Annotated in this window: 12 protein-coding genes; 5 read left to right on the plus strand and 7 right to left on the minus strand. The window is 41.6% G+C overall.

Annotated elements, in window-relative coordinates:
- Positions 1–103: 103 nt before the first annotated feature.
- The 7 genes from AAU57_RS03655 to AAU57_RS03685 all read right to left on the minus strand — a co-directional run bounded on the left by AAU57_RS03655 (position 104) and on the right by AAU57_RS03685 (position 7,185).
- Entirely contained in the window at positions 104–781 is a 678-nt protein-coding gene (locus AAU57_RS03655; RefSeq protein WP_055411640.1) for a ClpP family protease, read from the minus strand.
- A gap of 84 nt (positions 782–865) precedes the next feature.
- Complete coding sequence (gene tig, locus AAU57_RS03660; protein ID WP_055411641.1) at positions 866–2,194, minus strand: trigger factor; 1,329 nt, start codon at positions 2,192–2,194, stop codon at positions 866–868.
- Between the two features lie 81 nt (positions 2,195–2,275).
- Positions 2,276–2,620 (minus strand): phage holin family protein, encoded by a 345-nt coding sequence (locus AAU57_RS03665; RefSeq protein WP_055411642.1) that lies wholly within the window; start codon positions 2,618–2,620, stop codon positions 2,276–2,278.
- Between the two features lie 76 nt (positions 2,621–2,696).
- Positions 2,697–4,346: an SGNH/GDSL hydrolase family protein gene (locus AAU57_RS03670; protein WP_055413654.1), complete on the minus strand. Its 1,650-nt coding sequence runs from the start codon at positions 4,344–4,346 to the stop codon at positions 2,697–2,699.
- Between the two features lie 14 nt (positions 4,347–4,360).
- Positions 4,361–5,608, minus strand: coding sequence for an OmpP1/FadL family transporter (locus AAU57_RS03675; protein ID WP_055411643.1), 1,248 nt, complete (start codon positions 5,606–5,608; stop codon positions 4,361–4,363).
- A 102-nt stretch (positions 5,609–5,710) separates the two neighbouring features.
- Positions 5,711–6,475: an alpha/beta fold hydrolase gene (locus AAU57_RS03680; RefSeq protein WP_055411644.1), complete on the minus strand. Its 765-nt coding sequence runs from the start codon at positions 6,473–6,475 to the stop codon at positions 5,711–5,713.
- A complete protein-coding gene (locus tag AAU57_RS03685; protein ID WP_055411645.1) occupies positions 6,472–7,185 on the minus strand; it encodes a pyridoxine 5'-phosphate synthase in 714 nt (237 codons plus the stop codon). The genes AAU57_RS03680 and AAU57_RS03685 overlap by 4 nt, the downstream gene beginning before the upstream one ends.
- An 84-nt stretch (positions 7,186–7,269) precedes the next feature.
- Here AAU57_RS03685 and AAU57_RS03690 point away from each other — a divergent pair, with 84 nt between their 5' ends.
- From AAU57_RS03690 to bamA, 5 genes are all read left to right on the plus strand, one after another.
- Positions 7,270–7,926 carry a CBS domain-containing protein gene (locus AAU57_RS03690; RefSeq protein WP_055411646.1) on the plus strand — a complete coding sequence of 219 codons (657 nt, stop codon included), beginning with the start codon at positions 7,270–7,272 and terminating at the stop codon, positions 7,924–7,926.
- Positions 7,926–8,801 (plus strand): NAD kinase, encoded by an 876-nt coding sequence (locus AAU57_RS03695; protein WP_055411647.1) that lies wholly within the window; start codon positions 7,926–7,928, stop codon positions 8,799–8,801. The genes AAU57_RS03690 and AAU57_RS03695 overlap by 1 nt, the downstream gene beginning before the upstream one ends.
- 105 nt (positions 8,802–8,906) lie before the next feature.
- Positions 8,907–9,596: a DUF6089 family protein gene (locus AAU57_RS03700; protein WP_055411648.1), complete on the plus strand. Its 690-nt coding sequence runs from the start codon at positions 8,907–8,909 to the stop codon at positions 9,594–9,596.
- 2 nt (positions 9,597–9,598) lie between these two features.
- Positions 9,599–10,333, plus strand: a complete 735-nt coding sequence (locus AAU57_RS03705; RefSeq protein ID WP_055411649.1) for an isoprenyl transferase — start codon at positions 9,599–9,601, stop codon at positions 10,331–10,333.
- A gap of 4 nt (positions 10,334–10,337) precedes the next feature.
- Positions 10,338–12,914, plus strand: a complete 2,577-nt coding sequence (bamA, locus tag AAU57_RS03710) for an outer membrane protein assembly factor BamA (RefSeq protein ID WP_055413655.1) — start codon at positions 10,338–10,340, stop codon at positions 12,912–12,914.
- The last annotated feature ends 9 nt before the right edge of the window (positions 12,915–12,923 follow it).

Here is a 12,923-nt window from a genome sequence, read left to right on the forward strand (position 1 = left end):
TTTTTACAATGTAGAAAACCTCTATAAAGACTTTCTTATTGCATGGGTGCTGATGGATGAGTTCGCTTTCGCGAAAGCGAACCTGTCATCAACCGCGGTACTATTAGTTATCTCTCGTTAGTACTTCATCGATCATGCCGTACTCCTTTGCCTCGTCTGCACGCATCCAGAAGTCACGGTCGCTATCCTCGTTGATCTGCTCGTATGTCTTTCCAGAATGCTTTGCGATGATCTCGTACAACTCTTCTTTGAGCTTGATGGTTTCCTTAATGGCAATTTCAATGTCAGATGCCTGACCTTGAGCGCCACTGGACACTTGATGAATCATTACACGGCTATGAGGCAGCGCGCTGCGCTTTCCTTTTTCACCGGCACACAATAGAACAGCGCCCATACTGGCTGCCATTCCCGTACAGATCGTTGCCACATCTGGCTTGATGAACTGCATGGTGTCATAGATTCCCAATCCTGCATAGACGCTACCGCCTGGAGAATTGATGTAGATCTGTATGTCCTTGTTTGCATCTGTACTGGCAAGAAATAGAAGTTGTGCCTGTATGATGTTTGCCACCTGGTCGTTCACGCCAGTTCCCATAAAGATGATGCGATCCATCATCAATCGTGAAAAAACGTCCATGGCAAGAACGTTCATTTGACGTTCTTCAATGATATTGGGAGTGAGGTTAGTAGGCGTCATGCTGCCTACTAGTTTATCGTAATACATGGGATTTACACCACGATCCTTAACCGCATATTTTTCAAATTCCTTAGCTATATCCATAACCGTAATATTACTTTTTAATGAATGAAAAAGGCGTTAACCTAATTGTAAAGTCAACGCCTAAAGATAATGATTAAAGAGCGCCTAGGCGTCGTAAGCCTCTTTTATGAAATCTTCATAAGTAACCTCTTTAACCTTGAGCTTTGCATTGTCTTTGAAGAACTTCAACATTTTTTCATTTTGAAGTTGCTCGCTCATTCTTTTTACTTCTTCTTGATTTTGCATGATACGGGCCACTACCTGATCTACTTCCTCATCAGTAGCATTAGTGTGTCCATACTGCTTCATCTGTTCTCTTATCTGCGCGCTGGCATAATCCTTAAGCTCTTCAAACTTAAGTTGAAGGTCTTCATTAGCCTTTAAGATATTGGATTCAATCAATTGATATCTCAATCCTTTTTCAGAGCGCTCATATTCTGCGGCAGCTTCTTCTTCTGTCAATTCGTTCTCGCCATTGTTTGCGATCCATTTCTTCAAGAATTCTGCAGGAAGGTCAAACTTCGTGTCTTCTATCAAACCTTCAGTGATATCAGTAAGAAGCTTTTGATCGGTTTGTTGCGCAAACTGCTTCTTAGCGTCTTCTCTTAGTCGCTCTCTAAGCTCATCCTCACTTTTGATTACATCTGGACCAAAAAGTTTATCAAAGAACTCTTGATTCAAATCTGCCATCTCGCGCTTGTTGACTTCTGTAATTTCAAAAGTCACAGGAACGTCTAGGTCATGAGCCTTATCATGTTCGATTTTAAGGTTGGACATCAAATCATGATCGTCTTCAAAAAGACCTTTTGTCTTTAGCTCTAAAGAGTCCCCTTTTTTAGCACCAATGAATTTTTTGGTATTGGTTTTACCTTTGATCTTAACTATTGAGAAAGTAGCATCAGTATTGATGTCCTCATCGTCGTTGCGGAAGATACCAGTCACTTGATCACCTTCTTCAACAACTTCTTTACTTACGAGCTTACCATACTGCTGTCTGATGCGATCGATTTGCTTGTTGATCGTTTCATCATCGGTTTTGATCTGGTAATGCGTTACTGCTTTTTTTCCTTTGACATCCACTTCAAAATCTGGAGCAAGTCCTATTTCAAAATCAAATTTAAAATCGTCGCTGGACCAGTCAATTTCTTCTTGTTCTACAGGAAGCGGATTCCCCAGAATATTTAGTTTTTCCTTAGTGATGTATTCATTCAATTGTTCTTGAATGATTTTGTTGATCTCATCAACTAATACTGGTGTTCTATATTTTTTGTTGATCAGGCTTGCTGGAACGTGTCCTTTTCTAAAACCTGGGATGGTTGCTGTCTTGCGGTAATCTGCAAGAATCTTGTCCACCTTTTCTTTATAATCTGCCTGTGCCACTTCAATGGTGATAGTAGCATTAAGTGCGTCTGAGTCAGTGCGCTTGATATTCATTTAAAGACTTTTATGCTGTTAAATTCGGGCTGCAAAATTAGTCTTTATTTGCATGTTATCAAAACGATAGATGACTGTGAGTTAATCTTCGCTTTCTGTTGTCTTGAAAAGAAGAGATCTGGCCAAGGCCAGTAGAAAGGCAAAGATGAGCGCATACCAGATATTATCCACTTGAAAACCGTCCACCAACCAGTCTGCAATCATGATGATGAAAGCATTGATGAATAAAAGAAATATCCCTAAAGTAAGTACTGTCACGGGTAAGGTGAGGATGACCAATATAGGTTTTACGATAAAATTGAGTATAGACAAGGCGAGCGCCACAAAGACAGCCGTAAGAAAACCGTCTGTAGAAACACCAGGTAAGATGTAAGACAACAGTATGACCAATACTGCGGTAAGAAGCAACTTGAGAATAAATTTCATGGTATAGGTTTTTATAAAAATAAAACATCGGCTGGAATGTATTTTCCAGCGGATGTTTCAAAAATGGCAGTATGAGTTATTGGGCTACACTATTACTAGGCTGTACAGATTTGTATTGACCTATATCTACGGTAGGTATAGTCGAACCATAGGTAGCATTTATCGCATTGATAACCGTATTTGCAGTAAACGCATAACCTCTAGGCGTTGGGTGAACTGCATCTAAAGAGAAGGCGCCACCAGAAGCATAAGTGCTCGTCAGCGTACCACCGTTAAAGGCTATACCACCTTGTGCCACACTTTGTAACGCAGCTCTTGCATCTACTAAAGCTAGACCGTTTGCTTGAGCTAAAGCAGCAATGGTTGCATTGTAAGATGCTTGTGCGGCCGCAACGCTAGCCTGCTCATCTTCGTCAAGATTGAAGTTGTCTGCTAGCGGGAACGTAACACCATTAGCAGTCAGTGCTCCAGCAAGTTCAGCTGGTAATCCAGCACCAGTCAATGTTGAGAATATTGCTTGATTGTTTCCGCCTAATAATGAGGCTGCTGGAAAGGTGATTAGGTCATTTGCGGTTGCCTGGCGAATCTGTCCAAATTGAGGAGCAAGGATTTGTGCAAGGCCTTGTGCTTGAGCCTGGGTAAGCGGCAGTGGTGGTTGAACTGCAGCTGCTACACCTTGAATAAGAGGCACGAGAGCATCAACAAAAGCAGGATTATTTGATAAATCCGTCAAATCATTATCTCTAACGACGAGACCGCTGGCAGCTGTGGTGGAAAATTGAATCCGACGATTAGGTTGTCCAAAAGCCGTAAAAATAGAGTTCAAACCACCATATAATTGATTCAATAGAGGAATCTGTGGTCCAAAATCAGGATCCAACGGGCTCAAAGCTTGTGATGGCACCGTGGTAAAAAACGGTATGGAAGTTACATCAGGTATGTTGATCAATGCTCCTTTTGCGCCATTGGCCGTCAATGCTTGAACGTAACCAGAATAAACGCTTGCAAATACATTATCATCAGTAATGTCATTTGGGCCGTATGTAGTTGGATCAATGTTGTTTGCTGCATTTTGATCTACACCAGAACCTCCAGAGGTCGCATAGCTCAAGATGTCGTTGTTACCTATCCACAAGGTGAAAAAGGTTCCTCCAGCCGCTGCTGCATCACCGATGACAGTTGCGTTAGGAGTTGATGCAAAACGAATGTAAAACGGATTTGCATTAGGTAGTGCTTGTGGATTACCATAACCAGAGGCTCCCAAGTGAAAGCTTTTTGCTCCTGGAACACCAAAGTTATTCAATGGTCCGTCAAAAACGTTTGAAATATCAGTCGTGGGAGTTCCAGCGATATTTGATGGTCCTACAGGTCCCATTGCGTTTGCAGTCAAGACTAACCTAGTATTAAACCCAGGTAATTGAGCTCCATTAAATAACAGACCGCCTATATTGTCATTCACTAATGGCTGATTGAACTCGCCACCACCAACTAGCTCAAACTGTTGAGCCATAATATTTGGAAAGGAGTTTTGTTGACCTTCTAAGTAAAGCGCATTGTCTGCAAATCCAGAAGTCAACGAGTTACCGACACTTACAAACTTGGTAAAATCAGCTTCTCCAGCGGTGTAAACGCCACCATCTTCTATAGACTCGTCAAATTCGTTTTCACAGCTTACCAAAACAGCAGCTGCTGCAAATAAAGCTATATATTTTATACTGTTTTTCATGTTTATCTTTTTCATTACATACTATATGTTATACCTATCCCTGGAATAAGTGCTCTGGACTTATATGTACCTCTAAACGGTGCTGGTTGTCCACCTGGATCTGCATAGAAATCATAAGATTCAGTTACTTCTTTAAATCTTAAGTACAAGAAGGAAGCATCAATAGAGAAACTAGGAGAGAAGGAATACGATAATCCAGCAGTGTATCCTACAGAGTCGTTACGTGGTGTCTCTGGAGCAAAATAACCAGATCTAACAGGTGATTCATCAAAATACCAACCACCTCTCAAGGTCAATGCGTCTGTTGCTAGGTATTGTACACCTAATCTGTACGATGAGGCATCCTTGTAATTTCTAGGATTGATGGATGAAGTACCATTTTCAAACTCAATATCAAGGTTTTCATATTCACTCCAGAAGGCTCTGTTGTAATCAAACGCAAACAACCATTTGTCGCAGGAGTAAGCAACACCTAAAGTTGCCTCAGCTGGCAAAGGTAGTGTAGCCGTGAACCCTTGTGTCCCATTTGCTGGAACTAGTGGGCTATTTGGGAAGTTCGTGAATGTAGCTTCTCCATCTTCACTTTCAATGTCGATTAGGGAACGATAGTTAAATCCAATGGATAGATTATCCGTTGGCGTGAACATAATACCAGCATTCCAGCCTACACCTACAACACCACTGTCACTAATAGCAACATTTGATCTGTTTCCTTGCTCGTCTGTTAATGATCTAGAGGCATTTCTATTAAAGTCAACAGCACCTATCGCAATCATGGCGCCAACACCTAAACTTACATTTTCAAAAATTTGGTAAGAAAGAGTAGGCTGTATGAAAATCGCTTGTAACTCGATCTCATTTACCAAGTGTGAACCTTCCCAATCAGTAGGCCAGGTTACATTACTACCGTAAGGTGTATAAATTCCCAATCCAACTGCAAACTTATCGCTCAATGCATAGCTTGCGTAAGCATAAAACGGAGTTCCTACAGGACTCTCTGTTTCTGCAAAAGCTCCTGTGTCAGAGTTCTGGTACTTCACATCTGAAAATACTCCAAAACCACCTACACTCACATTAAGTTTATTTTCTAGATGTACAAGACCTGCTGGGTTAAAGAATAGTACATCTGCACTATTGACAACAGCCACACCGGTGTGTCCCATAGCAAGTTGCTTGTTACTTTGCGTGCTTACACGATAACCACCAGCATAAGAAAGGGCAGATACCAAACAAAGCACAGCAAAAACTTTTAATTTATTCATATTCAGTTGTTTAAAAAGGGATAAGGATTATTATTGACCAAATTTAATATTAAATTAATATTACGCAAGCGTTTTCGTAATCATTATGCAAGCATAACAAATTTATTTTACGAAATTCTCAACGAGTCTGTTAAATTCATCAGGTTGCTCGGCATGCAGCCAGTGTCCTGCATTAGAGATGGTATGGAGTTCCGCTTTCGCGAAAGCGTGATCTATAACAGCCTTATCGCTATCCAGAATATAACCGGACTTACCACCACGTATGAACATGGTTGGAATTTGAACGGGCATTTCAATAGGCTCATGGCTGCCTACCATACTTTGGGCTTGAGACAATGCCGGTAAGTTGAAACGCCAGCCATAACTGGTCTTGTCTTTTCTAAAAAGGCTCTTGAGTAGAAACTGTCTGGTGCCTTTGTCGCTAATGGTGCGGCCTACTGCTGCGTCTGCATCTTTACGAGAATTGATCGTAGTAAAATCGACAGATTCGAGCGCATGGATGATGTCGCTGTGGTGTGGATCATATGGTTTAGGCGCAATGTCTGCAATGATCAGTTTATCGATCAATTCTGGATATAATACGGCAGCGCGCATGGCGACCTTACCGCCCATACTGTGACCTAAAAGAATGATGTTTTCAAGGTTGTGATGGTCGCAATACTCTTTAAGATCTGCTGCCATCACATCATAGTTGTGTTCATCGCTATGAAAGCTGCGGCCATGGTTGCGCTGGTCCAGTAGGTGAACCTCAAATCCAGATTCGCTCCATTGTGTACCTAGCGTTTTCCAATTGTCTGCCATCCCTAAAAACCCATGAAGGATGACAAATGGCTTGCCTTGTCCTAATATAATGCTGTGTAATATCATGCCAGTCTGTGTTTGTACATGTTGACCACATTCTCAAGACCCAGGTACAAGCTTTCAGAAATCAATGCGTGGCCTATGCTTACTTCTTTCAAATCAACAATCTGCTCACTGAAGTATTTTAAGTTCTCCAGCGATAAGTCATGGCCCGCATTGATGCCCAATCCTACTTGAGTGGCCACCTGTGCAGCCTTTATATAAGGAGCGATAGCTTTTTCTTTGTCGGTACTGTATTGACGCGCATAGTCCTCAGTATACAACTCAATACGATCAACACCAGTCTGTGCTGCAGCTTCCACCATTTTTTCCACGGGATCTACAAAAATACTGGTGCGTATGCCATTGCTTTTGAAGTGTGCGACCATGTCTTTGAGAAAATCAGCGTGCTTGATGGTGTCCCAACCTGCATTTGAGGTAATGGCGTCTGGAGCATCTGGTACTAATGTTACCTGTGCTGGGCGCACTTCATCGACCAGTTTTACAAAACTGTCAATGGGATTCCCTTCAATATTCAGCTCTGTAGTGACTATTTTTTTAAGATCTCGCGCATCCTGGTACTTGATGTGACGCTCGTCTGGTCGTGGATGGATTGTGATGCCTTGCGCACCAAACCTCTCAAGATCCATCGCTACTTGAAGTAGGTCTGGAACATTGCCACCTCTTGAGTTACGTAAGGTTGCGATCTTATTAATATTTACGCTTAAAATAGCCATAACAATAGTTTAGAACATCAAAAATACAAACTAAGGCTGCACCCTATAACTGGAGAAATGTTTAATTTGCAGGAAAAGCCAGTTATGAACATTCAGGAGTATATCATAAGCGATGTAGCACCCTTGAAAATGGATGACGATGTGCGCCAGGCGCAGAAGCTCTTCCAGCAGCTCACGTTTTCGCATTTACCTGTCATGGATAATGAAGTTTACCAGGGTTGCGTATCAGAAACTGATGTATACTGTTTTGAAGACGGCCAGTCGTTACGGGACGTCAAATATTCACTGGATACCTTTATGGTAAAACCAGATACGCACTGGCTGGACGTGCTTGAGGCATTTGCGCAGCACAATTCCAATGTGATGCCGGTGCTCGATGACAAAAATGAATATTTGGGTTATTATGAGTTGAAGGATATCATGCAGCATTTTAGCGATTCTCCTTTCTTATATGAATCTGGTGCCGTGATAGTGCTGGAGAAAGGTGCGACAGACTATAGTTTTAGCGAAATCGCCCAGATCGTAGAATCCAATGACTGTAAGGTCTATGGCTGTTTTGTAAGCAACTATAAAGATCATGTCACAGAAATCACCCTTAAAGTGAGCCCCAATAACATCAACGCACTCCTGCAAACCTTTAGACGTTACAGTTATGTAGTGGTAAGTGCAGCAGAAGATGACTCCTATCTGGATGCTCTCAAAGAACGGTCAGATTACCTGGATAAATACCTCAATATTTGATGAAGAAAATCGCCATTTATGGACAATATCTGCATACTGGTTCACACAAAACGGTAAGCAGTATGGTAGAGGCCTTGCTCCAGCGATCCTGCGATGTAAAAATAGAATCAAAATTTGCGGGTATTCTCAACGACTTGGAATTTAGTAAACCCATTGACAGTTTTGAACAGCTGGATGAAAGCTATGACTTGCTCATAAGTATAGGTGGTGATGGGACAATTTTGAGGGCCGTGACCTATATAGGCCGTCTCAACATTCCCATTTTAGGTATTAATACGGGTAGGCTGGGTTTTCTCGCCACGGTACAGCAAGACGAGGTGGAAAAAGTCGTCCAGCGAGTGATGGATGGAAATTATAAGCTGTCCAAAAGGTCTTTGATCACTGCCGCATCAAAACATGAAGAGAACCATTTGCCGCCAGATAATTTTGCACTCAACGAGGTCACGGTAAGCCGCATGAACACGACCTCTATGATCGAGATTGAGACCTACTTGAATGACGAGTTGCTCACTTCGTATTGGGCAGATGGATTGATCGTTTCAACGCCAACTGGGTCTACAGGTTATAGTTTGAGTTGCGGCGGCCCAGTCATTTCTCCAGATACAGATGCTTTTGTCATCACACCTATCGCGCCCCATAATTTAAATGCTAGACCGCTTGTTATTCCTGACAACACCATCATCAAAGTCAAGGTCATAGGTCGTGAAGATGAATTTCTCGCATCACTGGACAATCGCATCGCTTCTTATCCAGACGGCACCCAAATCACCCTACAAAAGGCAGATTTCACCATCGATCTCATAGAGTTGGAGGATCAAAGCTTTATAGAAACGCTACGCCATAAATTGTTATGGGGAGAAGATAAGCGCAACTAGACAATAATTTGACGCTTCCATTGTTTTAACATGAGTCACAATGGGCGGCGTTTACCTATGCTGCCTTGTGAGAATTGTTATATTTGCACGTTTGAAAAAAAACCAATGCGGTTAGTACTATTATTGATTGCTTTTTTTGTTTTCGCTTTCGCGAAAGCGCAGACCTACGAGTTAGGTGTATGGGCTGGTGGTTCAAACGTGATTGGTGATGTTGGGAGTACAAGATACGTGAATCCATCTGGGGTAGCTATAGGTGGCGTGGCAAAATGGAATCGCAGTAATCGCCATAGTTTTAGAGGGTCCTTGATATACACCAGGCTTAACGGTGATGATAGCAAGAGTGATGATCGTTCCAGAGAATTGAGAGGTTTGGATTACGAGTACAATATGTTGGAAGCATCGGTAGGTATAGAATACACATTTTGGGAATGGGAACTGTATTCTGGTAAGCGACACATCACGCCCTATATGTATTCTGGAATCACAGCCTTTAGTTATGGTCAGGAAGCTTTAAATAGTAATGGGCAATTGCAGCAATACGATCGCGATATAGAAGTTGCGATACCCTTCATATTGGGCGTCAAGTCAAATATAACAGAGCACCTCATTTTAGGTGTAGAAATAGGAGCAAGGTTTACCTTTACTGATAATCTGGATGGCAGTAAGCCTAACGGCTCAATGGAAGATCGAACAGATCTTCAATTTGGGAATATAAATAATAACGATTGGTATGTGTTTAGCGGGCTAACCTTGAGCTATACTTTTGGCCGTAAACCTTGTTATTGTAACTTTTAGGAATGGAAGAAATTTTACTTGATCAGACTAAATTGCCAGAACACGTCGCCATCATCATGGATGGGAATGGGCGCTGGGCAAAAAATCAGGGTTTGATGCGAGTGCGTGGCCATGAAAAAGGTACGAAAGCCGTAAGCCAGACCGTAAAGACCTGCGCAAAGTTAGGTATCAAATACCTGACACTCTATGCCTTTAGTACAGAAAACTGGAAAAGGCCCAAGCTAGAAGTGGATACTTTAATGAGAATTTTGGTTTCCAGTTTACGCAAGGAATTGCCTACTCTTAGAGAGAATGGCATACGACTTAAGGCAGTAGGGTCATTGCACCAATTGCCGGATAAAGCCCAGAAGGAACTTGCCGAGGTTGTCGAACTTACTAAAGACAATAACAAGATGAATCTCGTCCTTGCTTTAAGCTATGGATCTAGGGAAGAATTGACTACGGCCGTTAAACTAATAGCAAAAGATGTGGTCAGAGGTGATCTAGAAGTTGAACAAATAGAAGAGTCCACCATTGAGAACTATCTATTTACCAAGGACATGCCAGACGTGGATTTATTGATACGTACCAGTGGTGAGCATAGAATCAGTAACTTTTTGCTATGGCAGATAGCCTATGCAGAGCTCTATTTTACAAACACGCTGTGGCCAGATTTTCGTAAAAAGGATTTAATGGTGGCCTTAAAAAATTATCAAGATCGCGAAAGGCGATTCGGTAAAACGAGTGAACAATTATAACAACATGACAAAACAGTTAGCACCTAAGCTACTTTTAGTAATACTACTTCTCACAAGTGCCATTTCCTTTTCACAAAGACCAGGCGATATTCCCATAGGAGAATCTACGGAATATATTTTGGGAGACATCACAGTCACTGGTACTAAAAGCTATAATGAAAACACTGTTGTTGCTTTTACAGGTCTGCGCAGTGGTGATAGGGTTTATAGTCCTGGTGAGCGATTGAGTAATGCTATAACAAAGCTTTGGGGTACAAAGCTATTTAGTTATATCAGGGTGGATGCTGTTGGTATTACAGGTGATCCTAATGATGACAAAATAGATATACTTGATATAGAGTTTGTGATTGAAGAAGTTCCCACTTTAAATACGATCAAAATTGATGGTCTAAAAAAGAATCAGTCAAAAGACCTTTTAAAAGAACTTAACCTGACGAAAGGGACTAAGGCCAATGAAAACCTGATTACCAACACACGCAACTTTATAGAAAAAAAGTATCAAGACAAGGGATTTTTATACGCAGATGCGCTGGTGCGCATCCGTGATGTTGAAGACACATTAGGGAACAATTACGTCGACATGAAGATCGAGGTAGACAAAAATGAGAAGGTCAAAATCAAGAGCATTGACTTTGAAGGTAACACGCAATTATCTGATAAAAAGTTAAGAAAGGCCTTGAAAAACACAAAGCAGAAAAACTTCTTTCGTGTTTTAAAAAGATCCAAGTATGTAGAAGAAGACTATCAAGAAGATCTCAAAAACTTGGTGGAAACCTATAAGGAAAACGGATTTAGAGATGCGCGAGTAGTAAGTGACACGCTTACTAAAATAGATGATAAAACCATCGCGCTGGACATCAAGGTAGAAGAGGGAAATAAGTACTATTTTGGTGATATCAAATTTATCGGGAACACGGTTTATACTGATGATCAATTGCAGCGGTTGCTCAAAGTTGAAAAAGGTGACGTATATAATGGAGTGGCCTTTGACAACCAGATTTCTGACCCAACAGATCCAGATGCGAGAACCTTAGAAAATGAATATCAAAACAACGGTTACCTTTTCTCACGCATCAATGCTGTTGAAACTAAAGTTGAAAATGATACCATTGATTTTGAAATTCGCATTATTGAAGATAACGTGGCTTACTTCAATCACATTAGCGTTAAAGGAAATACACGTACCAATGACCACGTGATTTACCGTAGCATACAGTCCAATCCTGGCGACAAATACTCAAAAGCAGCTATCATCAACTCCATTCGGGAATTGGGACAGCTAGGCTTTTTTAATGCAGAAAATATCAATCCACGTATATTGAATCCATCGCAACAAGATGGTACCGTAGATGTGGAGTATGAGCTTGAAGAAGCTGGTGCCAGCCAGATTGAATTACAAGGTGGTTATGGTGGCGGTGGTTTTGTGGGAACTCTAGGTTTGAGGTTCAACAATTTCTCGCTACGCAATATTTTCAATAAAGAAGCATATCAACCGGTACCACAAGGTGATGGACAGACACTTGCCTTGAGAGCACAGGCAAGTACCATTTTCCGTACGTACTCCTTGAATTTTACAGAGCCATGGTTAGGTGGTAGAAAACCTGTTTCCTTCAACGTTTCTTTCTCGCATAGTGAGCAGTATAGAGTAAATGCCCAAAACTTTAGAGAGGTAGATAGAAACCAGCGTTTCCTGATTACTGGAGCAACGGTTGGACTAGCTAAAAGGCTGGAGTGGCCAGATCCATACTTCCAGTTTTCACAAGCGCTGTCCTTCCAGCACTATAACTTGAAAAACTACCAGACCAATCTATTTAATTTCCCTAATGGTTTCTCAAACAACTTTGCTTATACCTTAGGTCTTACTAGAGATAATGTAGGTGTCAACCCCATTTTCCCTACGTATGGTTCGCGTTTTGCCCTTACGGCCAAAATGACCTTGCCTTACTCCTTATGGAATGGTACAGATTATGAGAACCTAGAAAATGATCCTAACTTCCAGACGAATGGAATGCCAGATCTTGCCAAAATCGATCAGGAACGCTTCCGTTTCTTGGAATACTACAAGATCAAGTTTGAAGGAACTTGGTACACGCAGATTTATGACAAGTTAATTATGCAGACTAAGTCAGAATTTGGATTTTTGGGAGCATACAACAACGATCGTGGTCTAGTTCCATTTGAGAGATTCTTTGTAGGTGGTGATGGATTGGGAGCTTTCTCATTAGACGGTCGCGATATTATTAGAATGCGTGGTTATGACAACAGTGCGTTGACCACCAGTGCAGATGGTGATACCGTGTATAACAAATTCTCTTTAGAGATGCGTTATCCCATCACGCTAGAGCAGGCGGCATCTATTTATGTGTTGACGTTTGCAGAGGCTGCTGGATCCTACGATACTTTTAGGAGTTATAATCCGTTTGATGTAGAGCGATCTGCAGGTGCAGGTCTTAGAGTATTTATGCCAGCCTTTGGTTTGTTGGGTATTGACTTCGGTTATGGATTTGATCCAGCGCCTATTTCAAACAGTACAGATCCTAGTGGCTGGAATGTTCACTTTATAATCGGGCAACAATTTTAGAATGGCACG

Origin of the sequence: Nonlabens sp. YIK11, from assembly GCF_001413925.1 — a bacterium.
Classification (GTDB): Bacteria; Bacteroidota; Bacteroidia; order Flavobacteriales; family Flavobacteriaceae; genus Nonlabens.

Bases quoted from the DNA above. Each gene is read 5' to 3' on its own strand.
- AAU57_RS03655 (WP_055411640.1), bottom strand. From the start codon at position 781: ATGGATATAGCTAAGGAATTTGAAAAATATGCGGTTAAGGATCGTGGT.
- tig (WP_055411641.1), bottom strand. From the start codon at position 2,194: ATGAATATCAAGCGCACTGACTCAGACGCACTTAATGCTACTATCACC.
- AAU57_RS03665 (WP_055411642.1), bottom strand. From the start codon at position 2,620: ATGAAATTTATTCTCAAGTTGCTTCTTACCGCAGTATTGGTCATACTG.
- AAU57_RS03670 (WP_055413654.1), bottom strand. From the start codon at position 4,346: ATGAAAAACAGTATAAAATATATAGCTTTATTTGCAGCAGCTGCTGTT.
- AAU57_RS03675 (WP_055411643.1), bottom strand. From the start codon at position 5,608: ATGAATAAATTAAAAGTTTTTGCTGTGCTTTGTTTGGTATCTGCCCTT.
- AAU57_RS03680 (WP_055411644.1), bottom strand. From the start codon at position 6,475: ATGATATTACACAGCATTATATTAGGACAAGGCAAGCCATTTGTCATC.
- AAU57_RS03685 (WP_055411645.1), bottom strand. From the start codon at position 7,185: ATGGCTATTTTAAGCGTAAATATTAATAAGATCGCAACCTTACGTAAC.
- AAU57_RS03690 (WP_055411646.1), top strand. From the start codon at position 7,270: ATGAACATTCAGGAGTATATCATAAGCGATGTAGCACCCTTGAAAATG.
- AAU57_RS03695 (WP_055411647.1), top strand. From the start codon at position 7,926: ATGAAGAAAATCGCCATTTATGGACAATATCTGCATACTGGTTCACAC.
- AAU57_RS03700 (WP_055411648.1), top strand. From the start codon at position 8,907: ATGCGGTTAGTACTATTATTGATTGCTTTTTTTGTTTTCGCTTTCGCG.
- AAU57_RS03705 (WP_055411649.1), top strand. From the start codon at position 9,599: ATGGAAGAAATTTTACTTGATCAGACTAAATTGCCAGAACACGTCGCC.
- bamA (WP_055413655.1), top strand. From the start codon at position 10,338: ATGACAAAACAGTTAGCACCTAAGCTACTTTTAGTAATACTACTTCTC.